The sequence below is a fragment of the Streptomyces polygonati genome, from assembly GCF_042650325.1.
Classification (GTDB): domain Bacteria; phylum Actinomycetota; class Actinomycetes; order Streptomycetales; family Streptomycetaceae; genus Actinacidiphila; species Actinacidiphila polygonati.
The window spans coordinates 29,805-54,415 of record NZ_JBHSBB010000014.1; the positions used below are offsets into that span (position 1 = coordinate 29,805).

Consider the following 24,611-nt stretch of genomic DNA (forward strand, 5'->3'; position numbering starts at 1 on the left):
GCTGCGGGGCCCGCCGGCTCCACCCCCGCCGCGGGCCGGCCGGACCGACCACCGCGGACTCCCCCAACGGGTCGACCGGCGCGCTCACTTCACCCGACCCGGCGGCCGGGATCACTCCGAACGATCAAGCTCCTGCAGGCACTTCTCGACCAGCGACAGATCGGTCCTGGGCAGCGCGTCGGGGCGGATCACGATGCGCAGTTCGGGCGCGAGGGCGGGGAGGCGGCGGCACGCGCGCACGAACGTCTCGATGATCAGCGTCGCGAGCCGGGCCCGGTCGAGCTCGACGACCCGGGCGAGACCGGAGCCGAGCAGCGGCACGGCGACCGGCTTGAACAGCCCGTGCAGCGCCACCGCCGACCAGAGGTTCTCCAGGCTCAACCGCAGGTCGTCAGGTCCGGAACGGGCGAGGAGGTCGTTGCCGAGTCGGGAGTACGCGGTCGCGAACACCCGCCGCCCGTCGACCGGCAGAGCCACGGTCGTGCCGATCGGGTAGCGGACGCGGCGTCCGCGGCGTTTGTGCTGGGCGCTCTCCGTGGAGATCGCGGTGAACGCCCGCAGTCCCAGGCGGAGTTTGTCGTCCAGCAGCCTGCGGTCGCCGTCGAAGACGCGCTCGACCAGCTGGCCCTGCACGCTGTCCCGGCTGATCACGAGATCCTGGTCGGTGGAGGTGTCAAAGGTGTCGGTGAAACCGACGACGAGATTGGCGTCCGACTGGTCGAACAGGTCGCCACGCACCACCACGACGTCGGTGTGCAGGCCGGACATCGTGTGCCGCAGCAGTTCCGCGCCGTGCCGCCGGCGCAGTTCGGCCCGCAGCGCGTCGAGCGTCCGTATCGCCTCCAGGTCGTCGGGCTGCTCCTGTGCCATCAATTCGGCTACCGGAAGGGCGAGTTCGGGGCGTCCCAACTCGACATGGTTGCGGATCAGCTCCCTTCTGGCAGTCTCTTGCAAGCCGGTCAGCCTGCGGATGAGGGGATCGGCGAAGCCCTCGCCGTTCGCTTCGGCGAGGGGTCGGCCGTGGACCATCCGCAGGGCCTCCTCCAGCCGGTGTACGGCTGTCACCGGGGCGGCGTGCAGCGCGCCGTTGACCAGGTCGGTGAACTCCACGCTGTCCAACTCACCAGGTCCCAGCACGAGTCGGTAGGCCGTCTCGGAGCCGCGCGCGGTCGACTGCTGCTCGGTGCGCAGGATGCCGGCGGCGGCGCCGGACTGCTCGGGGTCGAGGGCGCGGCGCAGTTCGAGTACCCGCTTCTGCACCTCGTTACGGCTGCGCTGGGCCTGGTGCGGCAGATCGGCGGTAAGACTCCACACGTCCCGGCGCAGCTTCCGCACCGGCACCGCCTCACCCTCGGCGGCCACCAGGCGGATCAACAGCCGGGTCGTGAGCGGGGTCAGGGATATCGCGACGCCGTCCAACTCGAGCCGCGCGGGCCCCAGAACGCTCACACGAATGCGTGCCATTCGATCCATCACCCGCTTCTGACCCACGTCGTGTCGTTCCGGAGGCGTTTCCAGCAGAATATCAAAGTTCCGAGGAGGGGTTGTGCGTTGGAGTTATCCCCGTGAGCGCTTACGGGGGCGGCCGTGGCGGCGGATCATCGGTGGCCCGCGGGCGCGCCGGGTGTTCGTGCGCAATGCCATGGCGGCATTCGGCGGAATAAGCGCGGTCCTCCAGTTCGTCGGCCAGCTTTTTCCGGTGCATTTCCCCGAGCCGGGCCCGGCCGCCGTCGGCTCGATGGTGCTCTGCCTGGTGTGGGGGCTGGTGCGGGCCCGTCCGACTTCCGCGGTGCGGCAGGAGTTCAGGCGCCCGGACATGGCGGTGGCCGTCGAGGAGGGCGACCTCTTCGAGCAGCGCGCCCACCTCGTCGTCGGGTTCAGTGACACCTTCGACACCGAGTCGGCCGGCGGAGTCGTCATCAACGACTCCAGTGTGCAAGGGCAGTTGCTGCTGAGGCGCTACGAGGGCGACGTGGGGCGGCTGGACGCGGAGCTGAGCGCCGCTCTCGGCACGGTCGCGCCCGTCGCACGCGAGGACCGGGCCCACAAGCCGCTCGGCAAGCTCGACCGCTACGCGATCGGCACGGTCGCCGTGCTCGGCGCGCGCCCGCAGCTGGTCTTCGGCTCGGCCTACTGCCGCATCGGCAACGACTATGTGGCCGGCTCCAGCGTCGAGGACCTGTGGTTCAGCCTCAACCGCCTGTGGGACGCGGTCCACCGGCACGCCCAACTGGAGTGCGTGGCGATGCCGTTGGTCGGCTCGGGGCTCTCCCGGCTCGACTACCTGGACCAGGAGAGCCTGCTGCGGCTGATCCTGCTGTCCTTCGTGGCCCGCTCGCGGGAGGGCGCGATCTGCCGGGAGCTGCGGGTCGTGGTGCGGCCCGCGGACCTGGCGAGGATCAACATGCCGGAAGTGGCGGCGTTCCTCGCGACGTTGGCGTCCGGCTTCGAGCTCACCCCCTGAGTCGTACGTCCCCGGTCCGTACAGGCCGGACGTACGCACACGACGCGCGAAGGGCGGTTCGGGGGCCGACCGGCCCCCGAACCGCCCCTCATCTCAGCGCCCCGAGCCCGGCATCCCGAACTCGGCCGTGCCCGGACTCACGCCCTGCGACGGTAGGCGGCCAGGTCCGTGAACTCCTCGATCTGCCGCCAGTCGGAGCCGGTGTCGTTGATCCGGCAGCCCGCCTCCTTGAGCCGCACCACGACCTTGCCGACGGCCGCGGCGGTGTTCCTGCCGTCGAAGCGGATGACGTTGCGGCCCGCGGTGTCGCCGACGTGCCGCAGCTTGCCGGCCTCGACGATGATCGTCCGCTCGGGGTACGCCATCAGCACCATGCCCAGTTCGAGGAGCACGTTCTGCCGGGGCTGACCGGTCAACCGGGTCTCATCGTCCAACTCGTCCTCGCCGAGCAGCTGCGGGTGCAGCTTGGCGACATCGTCGGGGGTGAGCAGCACCAGAGCCGCCTGCGCCAGCGACGGTGCCTTGGCGACCACGTCGCCGACGAACGGCGACCCTCCCCCGGTCCCTTTGATCAGGTCCTCCCACTCCAGCGGGCGCAGGTCCAACTGGCGCAGCAGCGAGAACATCCTGCCCCGCATCTGCATGTCCCGCCCGTGCACGACGAAGACGCTGCGCGCCCGGTCGGCGGGCACCGGGGCCGGCCGCTCCCCCGTGGCGCGCTCCGGGGAACCGGCGGGGTGGGTGGTGGCGTTCATCGTCTGGTCGCCGCTGTTGGCGACGCTCATGTTGCCGCTGCCCGTGTTGTTGTTGTTCCCGAATTGCTGGTATCCGCCCATGGCGCCTAATCCCTCCGCTTCTCGCCGGGTGCCTTCGAGTTGTTGTTGAGCGACTGCCTGCCGACATTGCCGACGCTCAGATTGCCCGACCCGAAGTTGTTGTTGTCGCCGAAGTGCTGGTTGAGGATGTCCCCCTGCCGGGCGTCGTGGTCGTCGAGGTCCACGTTGTGCTCGAACAGGAAGTCCCGGATGATCTTCAGAAGTCGGCGTTCCACGATCTGGGTGTACTTGACCGTGTCGGACTCCTGGAAGAAGTGGTGGAAGGTCTTGTTGGTCGCCATCTCCCGGACGCTGGTGCGCGCCCCGCAGTTGGCGGTCGTCGTCACGTAACGGCCCAGACGGAATTCGCTGTAGTCCACCACCGGCGCCGTCTCCACGAGGAAGCGCCCCTTGCGCAGCCTGCGCGGCAGCCGCTCGCGCAGCGGGTTCACCAGCAGCCTCACCAGGTCCCGGGGAGCGCCCTTGGCCACGTCCCGGGCCACCCGCCACATCAGCCGGCCACTGAGCGAGTCGGGCAGCCGGTCGACCAGGTGGAAGCTCTCGATGAGCGGCGCCAGGGCGTATGTGTAGAACTCGGTGTGGAGGGTGTTGCCCTTGATGTCGAAGCCGACGAAGATCGAGGTGACCAGTTCCTGGTTCCATGAGCCGACGCGCACGCACAGGTACTCGCGCGCCGAGTCGTACTCGTCGTCCCAGTGGACGTCCGGCAGTTCGTCGTCGGCGGGGGCCAGGGACCACGCCCGGTGCTTGGTCTTCTTCAGCTCCCTGATCGCCCGCGCGTAGCGACGGCGCTCGACGGTGAGGGACGTGATCCGCTCGTCCTCGGGAGCGTCGTCGTGCAGGTCCGCGGTCATGCGGGTGGCGACATAGGAGGTGAGCTCGGCGACGGTGAACGGGATGATGTCCTTGCGCTCGCGAGGCTCACCGCCGATCAGCTCGTCGAAACCGGGCGCGATCTCCATTCCACCGACCGCCAAGGCCGCTGCCCGGCCGGCGCTGCGTTCGAGCGCGCCGATCGGGGCACCGAGCAGCAGTTCCGCGTTCGACCACTCGTGCACGAGCTGGCCCGCGCCGACGAAGGGGTGGTAGCGGCCGTAGAAGACCGTGCCGCTGCCGGACGACTGCTCATGATCGATCTTGCGCACCAGTCCCTCGGTGAGCCGGCGGGTCGCCGGGTACGAACCGTCGAACTCTCCGCCGGGATGGTCTTTCAGACGGGTCATCAGAGTCTGGAGGGTGGCGATCCGCCGCAGGTACGCCGTAGCCCAGACGAGCCATACGAACAGCAGCGGTGCGACGACGAATCCCACGACGCCGCTCACGGTCAGCACGAGGATGGCGAGGGTGCCGCCCCCGAGCGCCAGCAGCTGGTTGCGGCGCAGTCGGTGCGCCGCGAGGGCGTGCGCCAGGACCGACACCGCGTCGTAGCCGTAGGACGGCGCCACCACGCGGAAACGGTTGGTGAGCAGCTCCTTGATCACCGACTTTCGGTAGAGGGGGTCGAGATACGTACCGGCGGACAGCAGGCGGGTCGCTTTGCTCGTCGCGTGATCCCGCCGGGGAACCGTTGCAGTACTCATGGTCGTTCAGAACTCCGCTCGTGAACTCGCCGACCGTCACACCTGGCTGAGCAGGAGGATCAGAAGGAGAGGTATGCCGATGACGAGCACCGCGAAGGTGCGCTGGGGGCCGGGGCCGGGGCCGAGGCTGAGGCCGAGAGGTGCGTAGGCGTGCCGGCGGTTCCCCGCCGTGCCCGCCGGGGCCCGGTCGGGCGGCGGCGGTGTCGACGGCGGTGCGCCGACGGGTCGTTGGTCCACGGAGGTCGCTCCCGTTGTGTGTGTTCGGGCTGGGACGGTCAGGCGGTCCGCACCAGGTGGCCGCCGACGATGACGCCGCCGTGGACCCGGTAGGCGCCGCTGTACGAGTGCCGCGCCCCGTTCGCCTGGAGGGAGTCGAGGGTCACCGAGACGGTGTCGCCCTGGACGGACACGACGGTGAGGGTGTCCAGCACGGTGTCGGCGAAGCCGGCGACGAAGCCGGCGTAGGTGGGGTCGAGGTTCTTGCCGCCCATGCTCCAGGCGGTGGTGAAGTCCCGCCTGTTGATGGCGGCGTAGTAGCTGTTGACGGTGGTGTCCGGCGCCGGGGCGGGGGTGTCCGTGTTCAGCGGCGGGGAGGCCGGGGTCTGGCCGGCGGGCGCGGTCGGCGCGGTCGGGTAGGCGGTCGTGGACGGCTGGGCGGTCGACGGCGCGACCGTGGACGGCTGGAGCGAGGGCGACTGCGTCGACGACGCGGCGGGCGAGGGCTGTCGGGCCGGCTGCGGCGTACCGCCATCGGCACCAGCCGTGATGCCGGACCGGACGTCGGCGGCCTGTCCTGCGGACCCGCCGGAGCCCGTCCCCCGCACAAAGGCCACCGTCAAGACGAGCAGCAGCGGAATCCCGACCATCGCGAGAACCAGGGTGCGGACGCGCCCGGCGGCGGGGATCAGGCCGGCGGCGCGGTACGACGGCGGGGAGCCCCGCACGGCGCGGTCGGGCGGAAGGCCGGGGCCCGGGGGACCCGCCTGCGGACTGGAATCGTACATAGCGCACTCCATCGCTTGCCGACGGCGGCCGAATCGCTCACCGCCTGCTTACACAACCGACTTCGCCGCCCGCGGCCTGTTGCTGACGATCCATCACATGTCAGTAGGCCGACGGCAGCCGAATCGCGGCCCCCCATCGGGCCCACCGGTACGGGAAATACGGAGAACGGCTTGTTCTCAAGTCGATGCGACCAGTCCCGCTGCTTCCTCGGCCAGCTCCCGGCGCTTCCGATCCGCTTCCGATCCGGAGGTGGTGCGTCCCGGTTCCGGCATGGCAATGACCGGTGCCGCCGGTACGCGGCGATGACGGGAGCGAGGCCGTCCGCGGGGCGATGGCGCTCATCGGCGAGGCGTACGACGATGCTCAGCCGCGGTGCGGCGGCAGCCGTTCCAGGACGTCGGGAGTCGCCGTTCGTTGCGGTGACTGCCATCTGGCGTTCATGCCCGTCCCGCCGCGCCGGACGTCCCTTCTTCCTAGCGTCCGTGAGTGTGCCCACCGCTGGCCTGCCGCAGTCCGCTGTCAGGTTCGAACCGCTGCTGTCCGGTCGGTGTTCGGCTGCACCCGAAGACGCGAAAGGCCCCCGGAATGTCCGAAGAATCCAAGCAAACCCGAATCTCCCGTCGCAACGCGCTCGGCCTGTTCGGCGCGACCGTGTCCGGCGCCGCCGCCGGCCCGCTGATCCTCGGCGCCGGAACCGCCGAGGCGGCTCCGGCGACGTCGGAGGTCACCGGTCTCACCACCGGCTCGTCCACCACCCCGGTCCAGGGCCTGCACCTGACCTTCGGCGCCGACCCACGCAGCCAGATGGTCGTCTCGTGGGTCACCGACGCGGCCGTCAAGAACCCGCGGGTCGTCTACGGCACGCTGAGCGGCGGTTTCGGCTCCACCGCGCACGCGACGACGAAGACCTACGTGGACGGCGCCTCCGGGCGGGCCGTCTGGGTCCACCACGCGCTGATCAGCAAGCTCAGGGCCGACACCGACTACCTGTACGCGGCCCAGCACGACGGCGCCACCCCCGACGCCGGCACCTTCCACACGGCGCCGTCCGGCAGAGCCCCCTTCACCTTCACCAGCTTCGGCGACCAGGGCGCGCCCAGCGTGACGTGGAAGACCGGAGCGAACCCGGCCGACGCCTCGGGCCGGGACTTCGAGCCCAACGCCACGCCCGCCGCCGCCGACATCGTCACCGGCGTCGAGAAGGTCGGCCCGCTGTTCCACCTCCTCAACGGTGACCTCTGCTACGCCAACACCGGGCCCGACCGCATCCGGGTCTGGCACGACTTCCTCACCAACAACAGCCGCTCGGCGCGATTCCGCCCGTGGATGCCGTGCGCGGGCAACCATGAGATCGAGCTGGGCAACGGCACGCTCGGTCTCGACGCGTACCAGACCTACTTCGAGCTGCCCTCGACCGAGACCCAGCCCGAGCTCGACAACCTCTGGTACTCCTTCACGGTCGGCTCGGTGAAGGTGATCTCCCTGCAGAACGACGACATCGCCCTGCAGGAGGGCGGCGACATCTACATCAAGGGCTACTCCGGCGGTCGGCAGCTCGCCTGGCTGGAGAAGGAGCTCAAGTCGGCGCGGGCTTCGAAGGACATCGACTGGATCGTCGTCTGCATGCACCAGGTGATGATCAGCTCGGCGACCGCCGCGAACGGCCCCGATCTCGCACTGCGTGCGGCGTACGGCCCGCTGTTCGACAAGTACGGCGTCGACCTGGTGGTGTGTGGCCACGAGCACGACTACGAGCGCTCGCTGGCGGTGCGTGGCGTCGTCCCCGGCAGCGTCACCCTCACACCCAACCCGAGTCAGACCGCACTCGACGTCATCGACAGCGCGCACGGCACGACGCACATGGTCCTCGGCGGTGGCGGCGTGTCCGGTATCACCAACAACAGCTTCACCACTGACGACGCCGACGGTCACGGGCATCACTCGGCATACGTCCAGACGGAGCACGTCGGCAAGTTCAACTCGGTCAAGGAGCAGGAGACGGCGATCTGGATCGGCGTCCGCGACGCCGAGCATCCGTACGGCTTCGCCGAGTTCGCCGTCGACCCGGGCCGTCATGCCGGTGACACGACGCGCATCCACGTCACCTACTACAACATCATCACGCCCACCGGTGAGCTGTCGGTCTTCGAGAAGTTCACGCTCCAACGCCGTCGCAGTGACGGCGGCAACAGCCACCACTGACCTACCGCGACCAGCGGCGGTAGTGGTCGACGCCTGGGCCGGGACGGTGTCCCGGCCCAGGCGTCGCCGGCGGCGGCCTCGGCTCGCCCTGGGTCCCGCCACCCAGAGGACACGGTCCGATGAGCTGATGATGTGACGCCTGCTCATCTTTCAGGGTGCGGTGCCCCGTATCGGCGTGCCGCTACTTTGTGTCATCGAACTCCACCTCCATCATCACGGAGAGTGCCGCACAGGGCGGCGCGCGTCCATACACGGAGGAAGCCGATGAAACGCGCCATGAGGATGCTGGGCACCCTCGCCGCTGCCGCGAGTATCGCGGTGGCCGTCCCCGGACTCTCCCACGCGGCCGACGGCTGGCTGCGCATCAACGGAAAGGTCTACGAGCAGCCGCGGGGCTGCTACGACTCCGACCTGTGGCCGTTGAGCGTGGACAACCACACCGACCAGCCCGTCGTCGTCTACAGCGGCTCCGGCTGCTCGGGCGACCAGCTCACCGTCGTCTTCCCGGGCCAGCACGTCGTCAGCGAGTTCGGCCAGAGCGTCGACGTTCCCGACCCGAACGACGGCTGAGCCGCCCGTTCACGACCGCCCCCGTTCGGCCACCTGCCGGGCGGGGCTTCCTTGCTGCCCGGACGCTGCTCAGGTCCTCCGCCGGTGCCTCACCAGGCACGATGTCGTCCTGCTGCGACGGAGTGACGGGTCTCCTTCGGCCGCGTCTTCTTCCGTCCGGGGCGGCTTCGCCATGGCGCCCTCGTGCGAGCTTCTGACGCCATACGATGCAATGACTGCCGCCGGCTGCCGGCGGCGGATCGGATGTGGCCGGGAGTTGGCCGAGAGGGCGGCCGGAGTCGACCGGGAACGGGCGGGGTGGCCGGGCCGTTCGGCCAGGAGTCGGTGGGGGTTCGGCCGGGAGGTCTGCCGGGAACGGGCCGGGGGACGGGCTGAGGGATCGAGCGGGTCGGTCGTGGGGACGGCCGGGGATCGGCCGGAGAGGTGGGGGGTGTATGGCGTCGGAACTGTATGGCAGGGATGCCCTGTTACAGGGGCTGGTGCCCCGGCTGGTGGGCGTGGCGTACCGGGGCGACGGCGGGCGCAGGCCGGTGGACTCCAGGGACGCCGGCCCCGTCGTACGGCTGGTCGGAAGCCGGGGCGCCGGCAAGAGCGCCATCCTGGCCGACCTCGCCGACGCCTACCGGCAGCGCATACCCCTGTCCTTACTGGACCTGGCCAGTCACGACCTGCGGCCCCCGCAGCCCTGGACGCTCCAGCAGCCCGGGCCCGGCGCGGCGGGGCCGGACGCCGATGGACCGGGTGCGCCGGGGTCCCCGTGGGCGGACGCCGGCGGCGGTTCGGACGAACCCGACGCGGTGCACACGACCCGCCGGACGGCGAACACCTCCCCGGTGACGGATCTGCTGTACACCCTGGAGAAGGACCTGCGGCGCAAGCCGAAGAACTTCGGCGTCCCCCTGGAGTTCCCCCGCCTGACCCACGGCCTGGTCGCCGTCAGCGGCTGGCGCGCCGACTCCCCGCTGGAACAGGCCGAGGCGGAGCGGCAGTTGAACGACCAGTTGACGGCCGACCGCAGCAACACCGCGGGCCTGGTCCAGGGCCTGATGGCCGCGGTGATCGACGGCGCGGGGGGTCTGACCGGGGACGAGTCGCTGGCCGCGGCCGCCAGGTCGCTCGTGCCGATCGTGACGCAGCGCCTGTTCGGCCGGCGGGTCAACAAGGCGGCCCGCGGCTGGTGGGCCGAGCGGGAAGTGGCGCCGACCGGCGACGGCCTGGAGCAACTGGCCGCGCTCGCGGTGGACTTCCGCGACACGGAGGGCGACGGCAGGCTGCTCGCCCACCGGCACCTCGTGGCCGCCCTGCTCGCCGACGTCTCCGCCCACTACGGCCCGATGCGCAAGTACGACGGCGTACGCCGCCCGCTGGTCCTGCTCGACAACGCCGAACCCGGCGGTGCGGGAGGCGACTTCCAGGAACTGCTGCTGCACGCCCGCCACGAGTCCGCGGCCGGCGGCCCCGACCAGCTCGTCGTGGTCCTGACCGCCTCCGGGGACGAGACCGCCCACCCGTCGGTGGACACCGTCGCGCGGCACACGTCCTGGCGGCCGCCCGCTCCCCGCGGCAGCGGCGACCCCGAGCAGTGGCTGCTGACGCTGGGCCTGACCGCGCTGAAGGCGCCGGCGATCAAGGCCATGTTCGGCGCGAGCAGGCCGTCGAACCGCCTGGTGATGGCGGTGGAGCAGCTGAGCGGCGGACGTGCGGGAGTCGTCCACGCGCTCGTCCAGGCGGCGCTGCCCCGATTACGGACCGGCCGGCCCCCCGACCCGTCGGGGCTGCTGGACCTTCCCGCCGACGGCCACGCGGGATCCGGAACGACAGTGGGCGCACGCCTGTTGCGGCTGCTCGTGCCCGACGAGGCGACCCGCCGGCGCCTGACGTACTACTCCCCCGCGCTGGACGCGCCGGCGGCCGTCCACCTGAGCCACAGCCTCCCTCCTTTCCTGAACGGCCCGCTGGCCGCCAGAGAGAGCGCCCTGTACCTGGCGCGCGGCCACTGGCACGGCCCGAGCTGGCCGGGCACGGACGGTCCTTTCGTCGCCGACCCGACGCTGCGCGCCCTGCTGCTGCACGAGTTGCGGGGCGACCCGCAGGCCTGGCAGACCGTCCACCGGCGGCTGCTGCACCGGCTCGACGCGAACCACCCGCTGGGGCTGGGCGCCGTCACAGCCGACACGCGCTATCTGCACCACGCGCTGGCGATGGGCGACTGCGACCTCGTCGTACGGTCCCTGCACCATCTCTTCCGGCGCGGCTCGGACGCTGACGACGCCCAGGCCTGGCTGGCCGCGCTGAACCTGGTCTGCGCCGCGCCGCGCCCGCTGTCGCCGCCGCCCGACGGCAGCCGCGCGGGATGCCCGGCCTGCGGGAGCGACGAACCCGCGGTCCATCAGGCCATCGATCACCTGGTGCGCGAACTGTGGGCGCTGTCGGCGCTGGACGCCGTCCCCAACGCGCGTGCGGTCACCCGGATCGAACAGAGGATGACCGTCCTGGCCACGCATTCCGCGGGCACCGCGCAGGCCGTGTACTTCGACGCCCACGACCAATGGCCGCAACTACTGTCGGAATCGGTGAAGGCGCCCGATCTGACGTCATCGGGAGGTGCCGACGCATGAACGTCCTGGACCAGTTGCGCGAGTGGTTCCGGTGGCCTCCCGGCCGGATCTTCAAGTCGGTGCTGGTCGTCGCCCTGCTCGCCGTCGTCGGCGTCGTCGTGGCACTGCTGCGCCCGGTGGTGATACCACCCGACCACCCGGGTTGCGGCAAGGGGGGTTCGGGCGTCTCGAAGTACGGCCCCGACCACGAGTGCGTCGGCGTCACGGACGGGTCGTACGACTACGCGCCCGCGTACCTGCGCGAGGTGACCGACCGCATCCGCGCGGAGAACCGGGCGGTGACGAAGTCGACCCACCCCTACGCCACTGTGGCGCTCATGATCCCCATGGTCTCCTCAAGCGCTTCCGAGCAGCGCCAGATCCGCGAGGAGGTCCAGGGCGCCTACCTCGCGCAGTGGCGGGCGAACCGCAAGGACAACTCCGAGGCCCCGGCGATACGCCTGGTGCTGGCGAACCCGGGCCGCGCCTACACCCAATGGCGCCCGGTCGTCGCGAAGTTGGCCGCCATGTCGCGCTCCGGCCGGGACAACCTGCGCGTCGTCGCCGGTTTCAACCTGAGTGTCGCCGACACCGCCGACGCGATGTCGGCGCTGGCGAACACCTACGGCATCCCGCTGGTCGGCGGCCCGCTCACCGCGGACGACTTCACCAACACCCCCCAGCAGCCGCGCCGGTTCACGAACCTGGTCCGGGTCGCCCCGACCAACTCCGACGAGGCGAACGCGCTCGTCCACTTCATGCCCCGGGACCCGAACGGCTCCCTGATCGTGGAGGACACCCGCCCGCGGGACAACTACATCCAGACGCTGCGCGAGGCATTCGAGCGTCAGGCCCCGAACGCGCACGTCGAGCAGTTCCAGTCGCCGGACGACATCAACGACCCCGGGAACATCTCGAACGTCTTCGACGGGAAGCTCGCCAACATCTGCGCCGCCAAGGCGCACGTCATCTACTTCGCGGGCCGCCCGGTCCAGTTGCGGCAGTTCGTCAACGCGCTCGCCAACGGCGCCTGCGACACCCCGTACACCGTCGTCAGCGGCTCCAACGCGTCCGTGCTGGTCGGCGACGGGGAACTCGACTGGGACAAGCTGAAGAAGTCCGGGATCACCGTGGAGTACGCGGCCCTGGGCTACCCGGACGAGTGGAAGGGCCGCACGCCGGCGCCCGGTGGTTCGCAGGACGACTACGCCGAGTTCGCACAGGCTGTGCAGGCGGCCGGCCACGCGATCGGCGAGATCGGCCTCACCGACGAACGCACGATCACCCAGTACGACACGGTGTGGACCGCCGTCAGGGAGATCCGTACGGCCACCGGCGCGAACGTGCGCATACCCCGCCTCCCGGAGGTGGGCCACTCCCGGGACAACATGCACGGGACGACACCGGTCAGGGGCGCCAGCGGCTGGATCTGCCTGGACAACTACGGCAACGCCTACGACAAGGCCGTCGCCGTGGTCCGCCTCGACCCCGCCGCGCACGCCACCCGCCTCGTCGGCATCGCCTGGCCGACCGGCGGCCCGCCCCCGGCCGACTGCACGGCCCCGCGCGGGACATGAGCGGCCGGGGAGCAGGGCGGCTGCATGTTCCGTGCCGGCCGCTGCCGGCAGGGGTGTGCGCTGTGCCGCGCGGCGCTATGCCAGACGTCACGTGGGCCCTCGCGTCACCTTCGCCAAAACAGATGGTGGGTCACGCCGCTCGGGCTGGGCACGACCTCCAGGTGGAACCGGTCGAGCAGCTCGTCGGGCGACTGCCAGAGCCGTAGTCCCGACCCGAACTCCACCGGCGAGACCACCACGTGCAGGGTGTCGACGAGGTCGGCGTCCAGGAACTGCCGGATGGTGCTGACCCCGCCGCCGAGCCGGACGTCCTTGCCCTGCGCCGCGTCGCGAGCCTGATCGAGGACGGCGGCGGGGTCGCCGTCGACGAAGTGGAAGGTGGTGTCGGAGAGCGTGAACGACGGACGCTCGTGGTGGGTCATGACGAACACCGGCGTGTGGAACGGGGGCTCCTCCCCCCACCAGCCGCGCCACTCATGGTCCTGCCAGGACCCGCGCTGCGGGCCGAACTTGTTGCGGCCCATGATCTCCGCGCCGATGTTGCGGGCGAAGTCCCGGGTGAAGTAGTCGTCGATACCCCGGCTCCCCCCGGGAGCCGTGCGCATCGGCCAGCTCGCCGTGGCACCGGCCCACGCGAACAGCCTGCCGGGATCGACATGACCGAACGGCCGCTCCAGACTCTGGTCCTCGCCGGCGCCGATCCCGTCACTCGAGACCCCGAAGTTCATCACTCTCAGCAGTTGATTCACGGATTTCCTCGTCCGATCCTGTCCGGTCACCGTGCGGCGAGGCGCCGCACATCATGACGTCGAACGGGACACGGCCGGATCGACAGCGGCCCACCACTTTTTTTCAGGCGCGCCGGCGTGCGGCCGTCCTGGCGGCGTGGCCACGCCGCAGCCCGCCTCCCGCCGGCCGGAGCCGTGCCACGCGCACGGCATCCCAGGGGTGGGGCCCCGCGACGTCGGACAGGCGAGACCGGGTCGCCGTCGGCGTACGAGCACTTCGTCGGCATCCGGCTCCATCAACGCGCGGGTCGTCGCGGACCGGGAACGGCTGGCGGGTGGATGGGGCGGGCCCCGGCGGCGAGGGGATGGGCCGTTCGGCGCCGGGGCCGGGGCGAGGTCGCGGGGTCAGCCCGCGTAGGTCGCGAAGAGCTTGGAGAACTGGTACGGCGTCTGCGGGACGTTCGTGCAGTCGTTCAGGGCGCCGGTGCACGCGTTGCCGTCGCGGGTGACGTCCCAGAAGCCCAGCTCGCCCAGGTGATTCTGCTGGGCGAAGGTGAGCACCTGCTGCGCGTCGGCGACGGTGAACACCTCGCTGGCGTTGTCGTTCTGGCCGAGCATCGGGGTGAGGCCGACCATCGCCCAGGTCTGGGCGGTGGTGAGGTTCGGCCACACCGAGGCGATCTGGGCGCGGGTCGAGGTCGCGGCCTGGATGGCGTAGGTGCCCATCTTCCCGGACGGGCTGGGCGCGGCGCTGTCGCCGTAGTCCATGGCCATCAGGTTGACGGTGTCGACGCTCAGGTTGTGCGCCTTGGCGGAGTCGAGGATGTAGACGCCGTCCGCGGTCAGGCCGCTGGGCAGGACCGGGAGGGTGAGGGTGACCTTGAGGTCGCGGCCCTTGGCGCGCTGTGCGGCCTGGACGGCGGCGACGGCCGTCGAGCGCCGGTCGATCGAGGCGTGGTCGACCACCGCGGCGCCCTCGATGTCGAAGTCGACGCGATCCAGCGCGTAGGCGTCGACGACCTTCTGGTACTGCGCCTGGAGCGCGGTCGTGCTGGTGCAGGCGAGGGCCAGTTCGGTGCCCGCCTCACCGCCGAAGGACGGCCGGACGTCACCGCCCATCGCCCGCAGTGCGTCGAAGTCCGCCCGGTCCCACGCCGCGCCCGGGTCGAAGGAGTTGAACCAGCTCGCCGCGCAGCCGGTCGACCCGGCGGTGACGAAGCCGAGCGAGAACTGCCGCAGCCCGGTGTTCGTGGCGATCTGCGTGAGGTTCGGCGTCGGGTAGGCGCCGAGGTCGATGAAGGGTGCCGCCACACCGGGCGTGGTGCCGCTGCCCGCGGTCGCGGTGATCGTCGCGGAGTGCGCCGACTGGTTGCCGGAGTCGTCGAGCGCGGTCACCGAGAAGCTGTGGCTGCTGCCGGGGAGCAGGCCGGTCACCTTGGCGGTGGTACCGGTGCCGGAGGTCGTGGCGACGACGCTGCCGCCCTCGTACACCTGGTAGCCGACCACACCGACGTTGTCGGTCGAGGCGTTCCAGCCCAGGGTGACGCTGCCCGGACCGGTGGCCCGCACCGCGAGGCCGGCGGGGACCGAGGGTGCGACGGTGTCGGCGGGGACGCCGGCGCAGGGGCCGTTGTTGATCAGGCAGCCGCTCGGCTGGACGACCGAGCCGCTGTAGCTGAAGTCCATGCCGACGACGGGCGCGGAGTCACCGGGGGCGAGCGGGGCCTCCCAGGTGGGGGAGGTGATGGTGTACTGCGTCCCGCTGTGGGTGAGCGTGCCGTTCCACGTACTGGTGACGGCCTCGGTGGCGGGCAGCGTGAAGGTGATGGTCCACGGGCCGACCGTATGGGTCGACTTGTTGGTGACCGTGTAGCCGCCCTCGAAGCCGGTGCCCCAGGTGGAGGTGACCGAGAAGGACGCGATCAGACCGGTGTTGTCGGCCGCGTGGGAGGCCGGGGCGGCGGCGGTGAGCATGCCGCCGACCACCAGAGCGGCGGTCGTCGCGGCGCGCAGGGACGCACGTCTCATGGGGATGCTCCTCTGTGGGGCGAGGCCGCGTACGGCGACGGACCGGTACGCGGATGGCGGTGCCCTGCACGCCCTCGCACGGTGGGGAGGTGGCGGGTGGGGAGGAGTCGCGCGGCGTGATCAGGGCGGGGGGAGGCGGGGAAGCCGTTGACCGGTCGGTCGTGCACCTCATCGGAAACTTTCTTTACACCTGCGTGCGTAGCGAAGCGTGGCGGGCCGCGCCGGGCGGCGTCAAGGGATCCCGGCAGGATTCGTCTAGACCAGTTCGGGACGCCGGGTGTCGCGGGCACCCCCCGGACGCCTTGACGGCCGCCGGCCCCGAGCATCTCGGAGCGGCCGCGCAACTGCGCCTGGGGCGCGGGAGGTTCCCGCGCCCCGCGCTTGTTCTTCGGTTTTTCGGCCGTTTTGGGGCGACCACCGCGGCGCGAACTTCCGCACGTTCACGCCGCGTTCACGCCTGGAACGGGAAAGGAAACGGGTGGCCCTGATACATCTCATGGGGCTTCGGATGCCGCCGGCGGGGTCAGCGGTTATCCGCCAAGAACAGCCCGTGAAGGAGGGAATGGGGAATGCGTACATCGTCTGTGGGACAGGCATCACGCGGTTCGGTCCGGCGGAGGTCGAGGGGGCTTATCAGAGCGGGGCTCCTCGCCGCCGGTACCGCCACGGCGCTGCTGGCCGCGCCGCTCACGGCCCAGGCCGATGTCATCGGCAATCTCCCGGCCGGGGCCGGCGGTACGGAGGCGTCGTTCTCCCCCGCGTACGACTACGACGGGGACGGGTGCTTCGCCACGTCGGCCGAGGACATCCAGGGCAACCTCAACCCGGGCCTCGCGCTGGGCGGAGCGGTGAACGGGCACTGTCACGACATGGCCCAGCTGACCAGCTCGAACACGTACGCGCGCAGCGAGTGCAACAACGGCTGGTGCGCCGTCATGTACGACAGCTACTTCGAGAAGGACCAGTCGACCAACGGGGTGGGGGAGATCGCCGGCGGTACCAACGGCCACCGGCACGACATCGAGTCCGTGATCTCCTGGGTCAACCAGTCGTCGAACCAGGTGGAATACCTTTCCGTTTCCCAGCACGGCAATTGGAAGACATACACACGGTCCCAGGTACGGTTCGAGAACTCGCATCCCAAGGTCGTTTATCAAAAAGACGGCGGCTTCACCCACGACTTCCGTATCGCGAACGCGTCGGACGACGCGGTGGAGAACCCGACCCACCAGTGGTTCTATCCGCCGCTGGTCGACTGGAACCACTGGCCGCAGGTGGATGCTCCCACCAACTGGCTGCGGGACCGGCTCATGGCGGCGGACTTCGGCTCGGCCACCTTCAAGATCAAGGACAGCGCGTTCGTCCCGGAACTCGGCCGCGCGAAGCCGCTGGAGATCCCCTTCCAGCCGTGAGGCACGAGTCACCGTCCTGATCCCGGACGTGGACGAGTTGGAGGCGCGCGCAGCCGTTCCCTCTGAACTCCGGTGCTCCCGAAAACCCGGTGCCGCTCGATGAGCAGGGCACCCGCCGGGACGACCGCGTTGGGATACTCCGGAGCGCGCTCCCCATCACCAATCACGACAAGGTCACAATGATTGGACTTTTCCGACCTTGGGTCGCGGTCATCCGCCAAGATGCCCCTCTCCGCACCTGTCGCATCACGGTGAACAGACGCGGCGGAGATCGTCGGGTGGGCGCGTCCGCGCGCAGCGAGGTCGGAGGGGCTTGCGATGGATCAACCTTTCAACCAGCGGGAGGGCAGGAGCCCTTCATGGGCTCGTACGGGCGCGGACGTAACAGAACCCGCGGGGGAGAGCGGCGGTGGGACCGCGGGGCCATCCCAGGACGACGGGCAGGGGATCACGACGGCGCTGCCACCGCAGCGCGGCGGCCTGTTCGGTCGCCGTCGCCGCGATGAAGCCTCCGAGGCCTCCGAACTCCGTGCGTGGATCGCCAGGACGCAGGGCTCGAACGCGGAGCAGATAGCCGGGCTCATTCACCAAGTGCGGTCAGAGGCGGCCGCGTTGAGGGCGCAGGCCGAAGCGGAAGCCGAGGGCATGCGCAAGGACGCCCGGGATGTGGCCAAGGAGATCCTGGACGACGCCCGTAAGACGGCGAAGGAGACCCAGCGTCTCCAGAAGGACGCGGAGAAGTACCGTCGGGAGACCCATGAGGCGCAGACGCACCTTGCTGCGACACGAGCCCAGATCGTCACCACGGACGAGACGGCGCTGCTGCAGGAAGTGGGGATCTACGCCTACCGGCACCAGTTGCATGACGCCGTCGCCTATCGCACCCGTCTCGACTCCCTGCAGGCGGAGATCAAGAACCTCGCGCGTACAAACCAGGCGGTCCTCGCCGCTACGGACTGGACCGTCAACGGCTCCAAGCGTGAGGGCCAGAAGATGGTCCGGGACTTCTCCAAGCTCATGCTGCGCGCCTACAACGCGGAAGCGGACTACGCCGTCCGCAGCATGCGTCCGCACCGGCTGAATTCGCTGATCGACCGGCTCTACAAGAGCCGGGAAACCATCGCAAGACTCGGGGCGACGATGCACATCCGCATCTCGGACAGCTACCACAACGCCCGGGTAGGGGAACTGGAACTCGCCTCCGACTTCCTCCAGAAGAAGGAAGAGGAGAAGGAAGCCCAGCGCGAACTGCGGGCCCGCGAGAAGGAGGAGGCCGCGGTTCAGCGCGAGTTGGATCGCGAGCGGGAGAAACTGCGGAAGGAGCAGGGGCACTATGAGGCCGCCCTCGAGCGTCTCCGCGAGCGGGGCGACCACGCGGCGGTCAGCGAGATGGAAGCCAAACTCGCCGAGATCGACGCCGCGCTGCGTGATGTGGAGAGCAGAGCCGCCAACATCCGGGCGGGCTACGTGTATGTCATCTCGAATGTCGGTGCCTTCGGCGACCGGATGGTCAAGATCGGCCTCACCCGGCGGCTTGAACCCCTGGAACGCGTCCAAGAACTCAGCGGCGCCGCCGTCCCCTTCCGGTTCGACGTACACGCCTTGATCTTCAGCAAGGACGCCGTCGGCCTCGAAGCACAGCTCCACCAGACGTTCGCATCACGCAGGGTCAACCGGGTGAACGGCCGCAAGGAGTTCTTCTACGTCACTCCCAGCGACGTGCGGGACGCGCTGCAACGCTTCGCCGGCCAGCATTTGGTGGAGTTCACCGAAGAGCCCGAGGCGCTGGAATGGCGGGCCAGCACCTCGTCGTCTCCCCGTGTGTGAGGCTGCCGGGCAACAGCGTCGGACAGCGCATCCGCGCACCCCGGCGTGCTCATCGGCACGGTCCGGGGTCTGGGGGCGGCTCTCCACCAGCTGAGGTCCGGGCGCGCGCTCGACACCGACGGCATCTGGCGCGCCGGCCGGTGGGACGGCAGCGGCGCCGGGCGACGGGAGGTGGGCCGCCGGCCGGCGCCGGGACGTGTGGGGTCGGTGGGTCGGCTAGGAGACGGTCACCGAGTCGATGTTGGCGGGGCCGTCCGCGGTGGTGCCGGTGATCCGGATGGTGTTGGTACCCGCCGTCAGGGGCACCGAGATGGACGCGGTGGTCCAGGTGTCCCAGTTGGCGGTGGTCGGGAAGTTCAGCGTGCCGCGCGAGGTGCCGTTGCCGGAGATGGTCGCGGGCCGCGCCGCGGTGGTGCCGTCGGAGTACCGGAAGCTCAGGGTCTTGGTGCCGGCGGCGGCCGCGGTGACCGGGATGTCGACGAACGAGCCGGCCGCGTTGGCCGGGTTGGCGAAAGCGGTACCGGTGAAGCCGAGGTGGTTGGAGTCGAACGTGCCACCGGCGGACAGCGTGCCGGTCTCCGCCTCGAACAGCGTGCCGCTCGGCGGCGGAGTCGTGGGCGGCGTCGTACCCGCCATACTCGCGCCGAGGCTGTCCAGGGCTTTCTGCACCAGGGCCTGGGCGTTGTCGTTCAGGGTGGCGTTGGTGCCGTTCACGACCCAGGACGAACCGGAGAACATCACCACGGTCACGCCGTCGTCCACACCACCGGTGGTGCCGCTGCTGGGGATGCCGAGCAGTTGGGCCGCCTTCACCGACGCCTCGCCCAGTTCGCGGGAGTCGTTGTCCGAGGTGGTCTGGTTGTTCGCGGTCTGGGTGTCGCCGAAGATCGAGCCGATGACCTTGCCGTTGTAGAACATCAGCGCGAACTGCCGCCCCTTCATGCCGCGTTCCTTGTAGAAGAAGTGCGGGCAGGGGGTCGTACGGTCCCAGCAGTCGTCGCCCAGCACGTAGAACGGCACGTGGTGGGCGCCCAGGGCCTGGCCATTGCTGTCTTCCCAGGTCGTCTCGCCCTGGTGATCGGGATCGGGATCGGGGTCGCTGCCGTCGGTGTCGATGGCCATGCTGGAGGAGTAGGCGTAGACGCCCGTCGCGACCTGGTACACGTTCACGTTCTGGGCCCGCGTCATGGTGTTGATGTGGGGTTTGGTGTTGACCTTGTTCGCGGCCGTCGAGTTCTGCTGGACGCCGGCGAGTACCTGGGCGGCGGTGTACGTGGCGGCGGCCGGAGCGGCAGCCGAGGGCGCCTTGGCGGCGGCGTGCGTCGTGGCGGCGTCGGCGTTCCCGACGGCGAGCGGGATGGCGAGCGCGAGGGCCGCGGCGGCTGCCACGGCGAGGCGCGTACGGGTCGATGTCATGGCGGGTGGGGGACCTCCATCAATCGTTAGTAAAACTTCCTAACTAATGGAACCATCTGTGAACCCCGTCACGCAATCGTCTCGTTCATCAGCTTTACGAAATCTGTGCTTCCGAGCGCCGGCGGCGCGCGTCGCCGAACGGCCCTTGCACGCTTTCAAGATCATCGAGCAGTAAGGGGTACGAGCGAAGCGCCGAGGCCGCCACAGGGGCCCTTCGAGAAGGGCGAGGAGCCGGAGCTGAACGGCGGATCCGGCCCGGCAGAGCCCTGGCATAGGCCACGGCCTCCGAGGGCACGCCCGGCGCCCCCGGGCGGATCCGCACTGCGAGGGCGCGCCCGCCGGAGCGCCTGCCCCAGCGCCCCGTCCGCCGAGGACCGGCCAGCCGGAGAAGGAGAAGCTGCGCAACATCGCCGAGAACCCCAAGGTGAGCCTGGTGCTCGACGTCACCGACATCGGCAGGAACATCGTGCGCGTCGAGGGCCTCGCACGACACGCCGCCGATCAGTCGACCGCGCACCCGCAGCCCGCGTACCTGGCCAAATACACCGAGCGCATCGGAGCCATCTTCGGCACCCCCGAACGGTTCGCCGAACTCTTCTCCGCCGCGCTGGTCATCACACCGACCCGACTGCGCATCTGACGGTGCCCCACCTCCGGCCCGCCACCCCGCCCCCGGGTGTCCTGGACCGAGGACGGCCGGTGGGGCGCACTTCGCGGGCGTCAGCAGGACCATGAGCGCCCGGGGCCCGGATATCGCCGGTGACCGTCGGTGATGGGACCTGACGGGTGAGCCCCGAACCGCCGGTTGGGGCGGTTCGGGGCTCGCCGGTCAGGGGGGTGTCAGCTGGTGAGGGTCCACTGCTGGTTGGCGCTGGCGGAGCAGGTCCAGATCTGGAGGCGGGTGCCGTCGGCGGAGCTGGGGCCGGTCGCGTCGAGGCACTTGCCGGAGCCCGCGTTGACCAGTTCGCCGTTGGACTGGTGGGTCCACTGCTGCGCGGCGGTCCCGTTGCAGTCGTAGAGCTGCACCTTCGATCCGTTCGCCGTACCGGCGGAGGTCACGTCCATGCACTTGCCGAGCGACTGGAGGGTCCCGTTGGAGGACGTCCACTGCTGGGCGGTGGTGCCGTTGCAGGTGTAGAGCTGGACCGCGGTGCCGTTGGCGCTGCTCGCGGCCGCGACGTCGACGCACTTGCCGCCGTAGCCGGTGATCTGGCCGCCGCTGGTGGGCGGGGGCGGCGGAGTGGTGGTGCCGCCGGTGATCTTGTTGAAGATCCGGGAGTAGGCGTAGCCGGTGCCCTTGTCGTAGCCGTCGACCTCCCAGAAGGACAGCTCCTGGACGCCGTTGGTGGCGGCGAAGGTCTCCAGCGCCGTGGCGTTGGCCTGGGTGAAGTTCTCGTTGTCGTCGTTCTGCCCGGCGATCGGGGTGAGCCCGATCTTGGCGTAGGCGGCGGACGTGGAGATCCCGTACAGGCTGGCGAGTTGGGCGGCGGTGGCCTTGGCGGCCGACTCGGCGTCGTTGAAGGCGTTCTGACCGTCGCCGAAGTCCATGGTCATGATGTTGACCAGGTTGACGTTCACGCCCTTGCTCTTGGCGTCCTTCAGCAGGTTGAGCTGGGTGGAGGGCAGGCCGCTCGGGTCGACCGCGAGGGTGTAGTCGATCTGCACCGAGGGGTCCTGGGCCTGGAGGGCGGCCAGGGCCTGGTTGCGCCGGGTGTTGGCGGCCGAGTCGCTGATCACGCTGCCTTCGATGTCGAAGTCCAGGCGGTTGACCCCGTAGGTGTTGACGATGTTGAGGTAGGCGGCGGTCAGTGAGGTGACCGAGGTGCAGGTCTGGGCTATCTCGTTGGGGTTGTTGCCGTCGGGTTCTCCGCCGAACGAGGGGATCACATTGCCGCCGGCCGCCTTGAGCGTGTTGATCTGCGAGGTGAAGGAGCCCACCGAGCCGCCGGCGCCCCATTGCGGGGTGCAGCCGGACTGGGGGACGAGGAAGGCCAGCGTGTAGTCCTTGAGCCCGGTGGCGGCCATGTCGGCGGCCATGTCGCCGGCGTTCCCGCTGTTGATGTAGAGGTACGGCGCGGCGTAGTGGGCCGGGAAGGCGGCGGCGGCCGCGGTGGAGGCGGCGGTGGAGGAAGCGGCGGTGGAGAAGGTCATCGCCACCGCGGCCACCGGCAGCGTCGAGGCGATGAGCATTTTCCTTCTACGTGACCATGTCACAGGTTTCTCCTGGTGCAGACGGAAGCGTGGGGTTCTTCCGCGGACCGCCCGCGCCGCGGGGCCCTGAAGACACCAGGGGCCCGCCGCGCCAAGGCCGCGGTCGGAAGGTGCGGTGAGGAGTGGGGAAGTGCTGGAGATGGGGGGTGCCGGGGTGGGGGGGGTGCTGGAGGTCGGCGAGCGAGGTCGATGGCCCCGGTCGTCATGGAGCCGCTGGACCGTCCAGCGTCCGACGTCTCGTCAGCGGGCAAGCCGGGTCGGAGGCGGACCGAACCCGCGACCGGGTCCGAACCTCGCTCCTGGAGCAGGTTCCGGCCTGGGAGGCTTGTTCGATCTGCGTCGCTCCCGAAGTTAACTAGCGACGGTGACGCCGGGTCAAGGTCGTAAGGAAAGTTTCCTAATGACCCTGGGCCGGCCTCCGCACCGGGCCGGGCGTCTGGGGCCCGGGCCGGCGGGCCGATCGGTCCGGGCGTCTTGATCGCCGGCGGGTCCGCTGATTGGCTGGCCGGCATGACTGAACTCGGCCCTGTCGCCTGGCCGCCCGAGCCGATCCGGACCGGGCGGCTCGTGCTCCGCGGGTCCGAGGCCCGGGACCGCGCGGCGTTCATCGAGCTGTTCGCGTCGCCCGAGGTGCACACCTACCTCGGCGGCCCCCGGCCGCGCGAGGAGCTCGAGCGCGAGATGCCCGGGGCGCCCGGGCGCCGGCCCGGGAGCTTCGTCGTCGATCTCGGCGGGGCGATGATCGGCCAGATCCTGCTCAGGAGGGCAACGGAACACCGTCGCCCGGCTGCCGCGGGGAAAGCCGATCTCGGTTACCTGTTCCTGCCGCGGGCCTGGGGATTCGGCTACGCCGCCGAGGCATGCGCGGCGGCGCTCGAATGGTTCGACGGCATCCTTCCCGGCGAGCCGGTGGTGCTCACCACCCAGACCGCCAACGCCCGCTCGCTGCGCCTCGCCGCGAAGCTGGGGTTCACCGAGGTGGAGCGGTTCCATGCCTGGGACGCCGAGCAGTGGCTCGGCCTGCGGTCCCCGGCCACGCCGTCCGCTTGAACTCGTGCTCGACAGGGAGGCGGGGGCAGCCGGACGCGGTGCGCGCGAGGTGGTCGTAGCCGGCCGCAGCCGGGCCGCGCCCGACCTCTGCGCGCGGCCCGGCCACGATCGATGGCTTGAAAGCCCGGTTGAGCGGGCCGGGTCAGCCGATGTCGGCCACCGGGCCGTCCCAGGAGTCCCGGTCCACCGTGATGGTGTAACCCTTGCGGCTCTCCTTGCTGTTCACGGTGTACTGATGGCCTCGGCTGTGGTCGGTGAACTGCTTGGCGTCCCAGGGCCAGTCCGTGGTGGTACTGGCCTTGCCGTCCCACAGCGCGTACCAGAGATTGCCGGGCAGGTCCGTCTTGTTGGCGGCGGTGGCGATCGCCTTGGCGCTGGAGCTGGTGAAGCCGTAGTAGCCGGCGCGGTAGGTCTTCCCGCGCAGCGTCGCGGTGAAGGAGCGCACGTACGTCAGGACAGCGTTGTTGCACGAGGTGTTCGTGACGGTGTACGCCTCCATGTCCAGGTAGATCGGCGAGCCAGCCTTCATACCCAGCGCCGCGGACTTGGCGACGGCATCCTTGGCGTCGCTCGCGCCGAGCGCGGTAGCCGTGGCGGCGGTGATCTTCTCCGGGCTGGAGCCGCTCTGGCACGGCGGTTGCGCGCCGACGTAGATCGGGATGAGCTTCCAGCCGGCGGCGTTGACCGATTTCACCCAGGACGCGGTGAGGTTGGGCTGGGCGCATCCCCGGTTCTTACCGCCGACGTAGACGGCGGCCGCACCGTAGTAGCCATCGGTCTTCCACGCCTTCATCGCGGCCTGCGAAGGAGCGGTGCAGGTGTCGAAGGCGCGACCGGTGAAGGTCTTCTGCGCCGGCCACGTAGTCGCGGCCATCGACGTCTGCGCCAAGACAAGACCCCCTGCCACGGCCACAGCCCCCGCCGTGGTCCAGGCGATGTACCGGCCCTTCTTGGACAAACGGTGCTTGGACAATCCCCCACCCTCATCTCGTCCGCGGCCCTCGGCCGCTGCCTCGTCCTCATCGGCTCGGCTCTGCCGAACGCCTGATCGTAGAGCACTCTCGGGCGGTGTCCGGCTTGTTGGGGCTGACGGAGCCGGGGCCGGCGC

The 24,611-nt window shown here is 70.2% G+C and carries 19 protein-coding genes; 9 read left to right on the top strand and 10 right to left on the bottom strand.

All coding sequences use genetic code 11. From position 1 onward, the window contains the following. Positions 1-111: 111 nt before the first annotated feature. Positions 112-1,464: a macro domain-containing protein gene (locus ACFO3J_RS20715; protein ID WP_386431132.1), complete on the bottom strand. Its 1,353-nt coding sequence runs from the start codon at positions 1,462-1,464 to the stop codon at positions 112-114. A gap of 235 nt (positions 1,465-1,699) precedes the next feature. On the opposite strand from ACFO3J_RS20715, the gene ACFO3J_RS20720 reads away from it, so the two are divergent. Further along, positions 1,700-2,464: a macro domain-containing protein gene (locus ACFO3J_RS20720; RefSeq protein ID WP_386431134.1), complete on the top strand. Its 765-nt coding sequence runs from the start codon at positions 1,700-1,702 to the stop codon at positions 2,462-2,464. Positions 2,465-2,601: 137 nt separating this feature from the next. Here the strand turns inward: ACFO3J_RS20720 and ACFO3J_RS20725 are convergent, their stop codons facing one another. Genes ACFO3J_RS20725 through ACFO3J_RS20740 form a run of 4 tightly spaced genes read right to left on the bottom strand, consistent with a single transcriptional unit; the run spans position 2,602 to position 5,884 of the window. Next, on the bottom strand, positions 2,602-3,300 hold the full coding sequence (locus ACFO3J_RS20725; RefSeq protein ID WP_386431136.1) for a TIR domain-containing protein: 699 nt from the start codon (positions 3,298-3,300) through the stop codon (positions 2,602-2,604). Positions 3,301-3,305: 5 nt separating this feature from the next. Continuing rightward, on the bottom strand, positions 3,306-4,880 hold the full coding sequence (locus ACFO3J_RS20730) for a hypothetical protein (RefSeq protein ID WP_386431138.1): 1,575 nt from the start codon (positions 4,878-4,880) through the stop codon (positions 3,306-3,308). A 36-nt stretch (positions 4,881-4,916) separates the two neighbouring features. After that, positions 4,917-5,117, bottom strand: coding sequence for a hypothetical protein (locus tag ACFO3J_RS20735; RefSeq protein WP_386431140.1), 201 nt, complete (start codon positions 5,115-5,117; stop codon positions 4,917-4,919). A gap of 38 nt (positions 5,118-5,155) precedes the next feature. Then, positions 5,156-5,884, bottom strand: a complete 729-nt coding sequence (locus ACFO3J_RS20740) for a hypothetical protein (protein WP_386431142.1) — start codon at positions 5,882-5,884, stop codon at positions 5,156-5,158. A 586-nt stretch (positions 5,885-6,470) separates the two neighbouring features. Here ACFO3J_RS20740 and ACFO3J_RS20745 point away from each other — a divergent pair. From ACFO3J_RS20745 to ACFO3J_RS20760, 4 genes are all read left to right on the top strand, one after another. After that, entirely contained in the window at positions 6,471-8,087 is a 1,617-nt protein-coding gene (locus tag ACFO3J_RS20745) for a purple acid phosphatase family protein (protein WP_386431144.1), read from the top strand. 264 nt (positions 8,088-8,351) lie between these two features. After that, positions 8,352-8,657 (top strand): hypothetical protein, encoded by a 306-nt coding sequence (locus tag ACFO3J_RS20750; RefSeq protein WP_386431146.1) that lies wholly within the window; start codon positions 8,352-8,354, stop codon positions 8,655-8,657. A 434-nt stretch (positions 8,658-9,091) separates the two neighbouring features. After that, on the top strand, positions 9,092-11,275 hold the full coding sequence (locus tag ACFO3J_RS20755; RefSeq protein WP_386431148.1) for a hypothetical protein: 2,184 nt from the start codon (positions 9,092-9,094) through the stop codon (positions 11,273-11,275). After that, positions 11,272-12,831 (top strand): ABC transporter substrate-binding protein, encoded by a 1,560-nt coding sequence (locus ACFO3J_RS20760; RefSeq protein ID WP_386431150.1) that lies wholly within the window; start codon positions 11,272-11,274, stop codon positions 12,829-12,831. The genes ACFO3J_RS20755 and ACFO3J_RS20760 overlap by 4 nt, the downstream gene beginning before the upstream one ends. Before the next feature lie 104 nt (positions 12,832-12,935). Here ACFO3J_RS20760 and ACFO3J_RS20765 read toward each other — a convergent pair whose 3' ends face one another. Together ACFO3J_RS20765 and ACFO3J_RS20770 are read right to left on the bottom strand one after the other, a co-directional pair. Continuing rightward, positions 12,936-13,580, bottom strand: a complete 645-nt coding sequence (locus ACFO3J_RS20765; protein WP_386431152.1) for a dihydrofolate reductase family protein — start codon at positions 13,578-13,580, stop codon at positions 12,936-12,938. 384 nt (positions 13,581-13,964) lie between these two features. Further along, positions 13,965-15,587, bottom strand: coding sequence for a cellulose binding domain-containing protein (locus ACFO3J_RS20770; RefSeq protein WP_386431154.1), 1,623 nt, complete (start codon positions 15,585-15,587; stop codon positions 13,965-13,967). A gap of 569 nt (positions 15,588-16,156) precedes the next feature. On the opposite strand from ACFO3J_RS20770, the gene ACFO3J_RS20775 reads away from it, so the two are divergent. Both ACFO3J_RS20775 and ACFO3J_RS20780 read left to right on the top strand, forming a co-directional pair. Then, positions 16,157-16,999, top strand: a complete 843-nt coding sequence (locus ACFO3J_RS20775) for an NPP1 family protein (RefSeq protein ID WP_386431156.1) — start codon at positions 16,157-16,159, stop codon at positions 16,997-16,999. Between the two features lie 591 nt (positions 17,000-17,590). Next, complete coding sequence (locus ACFO3J_RS20780; RefSeq protein ID WP_386431158.1) at positions 17,591-18,826, top strand: DUF4041 domain-containing protein; 1,236 nt, start codon at positions 17,591-17,593, stop codon at positions 18,824-18,826. Positions 18,827-19,042: 216 nt separating this feature from the next. Here ACFO3J_RS20780 and ACFO3J_RS20785 read toward each other — a convergent pair whose 3' ends face one another. After that, complete coding sequence (locus ACFO3J_RS20785; RefSeq protein WP_386431160.1) at positions 19,043-20,242, bottom strand: glycoside hydrolase family 75 protein; 1,200 nt, start codon at positions 20,240-20,242, stop codon at positions 19,043-19,045. A 424-nt stretch (positions 20,243-20,666) separates the two neighbouring features. Between ACFO3J_RS20785 and ACFO3J_RS35965 the strand changes: the two genes are divergently transcribed. After that, positions 20,667-20,882 (top strand): hypothetical protein, encoded by a 216-nt coding sequence (locus ACFO3J_RS35965; protein WP_449343648.1) that lies wholly within the window; start codon positions 20,667-20,669, stop codon positions 20,880-20,882. Between the two features lie 200 nt (positions 20,883-21,082). Here ACFO3J_RS35965 and ACFO3J_RS20795 read toward each other — a convergent pair whose 3' ends face one another. After that, positions 21,083-22,456: a ricin-type beta-trefoil lectin domain protein gene (locus tag ACFO3J_RS20795; RefSeq protein ID WP_386431162.1), complete on the bottom strand. Its 1,374-nt coding sequence runs from the start codon at positions 22,454-22,456 to the stop codon at positions 21,083-21,085. A gap of 507 nt (positions 22,457-22,963) precedes the next feature. Between ACFO3J_RS20795 and ACFO3J_RS20800 the strand changes: the two genes are divergently transcribed. Next, positions 22,964-23,503, top strand: a complete 540-nt coding sequence (locus ACFO3J_RS20800) for a GNAT family N-acetyltransferase (RefSeq protein ID WP_386431164.1) — start codon at positions 22,964-22,966, stop codon at positions 23,501-23,503. A 142-nt stretch (positions 23,504-23,645) separates the two neighbouring features. Here ACFO3J_RS20800 and ACFO3J_RS20805 read toward each other — a convergent pair whose 3' ends face one another. Beyond that, the gene (locus tag ACFO3J_RS20805) at positions 23,646-24,476 is read right to left on the bottom strand and encodes a glycoside hydrolase domain-containing protein (protein WP_386431166.1); all 831 of its coding nucleotides are present in this window, start codon (positions 24,474-24,476) and stop codon (positions 23,646-23,648) included. Between the last annotated feature and the right edge of the window lie 135 nt (positions 24,477-24,611).

Coding starts and splice junctions, on each gene's coding strand:
- ACFO3J_RS20715 (WP_386431132.1), bottom strand. CDS start 1,464: ATGGCACGCATTCGTGTGAGCGTTCTGGGGCCCGCGCGGCTCGAGTTG.
- ACFO3J_RS20725 (WP_386431136.1), bottom strand. CDS start 3,300: ATGGGCGGATACCAGCAATTCGGGAACAACAACAACACGGGCAGCGGC.
- ACFO3J_RS20730 (WP_386431138.1), bottom strand. CDS start 4,880: ATGAGTACTGCAACGGTTCCCCGGCGGGATCACGCGACGAGCAAAGCG.
- ACFO3J_RS20740 (WP_386431142.1), bottom strand. CDS start 5,884: ATGTACGATTCCAGTCCGCAGGCGGGTCCCCCGGGCCCCGGCCTTCCG.
- ACFO3J_RS20745 (WP_386431144.1), top strand. CDS start 6,471: ATGTCCGAAGAATCCAAGCAAACCCGAATCTCCCGTCGCAACGCGCTC.
- ACFO3J_RS20750 (WP_386431146.1), top strand. CDS start 8,352: ATGAAACGCGCCATGAGGATGCTGGGCACCCTCGCCGCTGCCGCGAGT.
- ACFO3J_RS20755 (WP_386431148.1), top strand. CDS start 9,092: ATGGCGTCGGAACTGTATGGCAGGGATGCCCTGTTACAGGGGCTGGTG.
- ACFO3J_RS20760 (WP_386431150.1), top strand. CDS start 11,272: ATGAACGTCCTGGACCAGTTGCGCGAGTGGTTCCGGTGGCCTCCCGGC.
- ACFO3J_RS20770 (WP_386431154.1), bottom strand. CDS start 15,587: ATGAGACGTGCGTCCCTGCGCGCCGCGACGACCGCCGCTCTGGTGGTC.
- ACFO3J_RS20775 (WP_386431156.1), top strand. CDS start 16,157: ATGCGTACATCGTCTGTGGGACAGGCATCACGCGGTTCGGTCCGGCGG.
- ACFO3J_RS20785 (WP_386431160.1), bottom strand. CDS start 20,242: ATGACATCGACCCGTACGCGCCTCGCCGTGGCAGCCGCCGCGGCCCTC.
- ACFO3J_RS20800 (WP_386431164.1), top strand. CDS start 22,964: ATGACTGAACTCGGCCCTGTCGCCTGGCCGCCCGAGCCGATCCGGACC.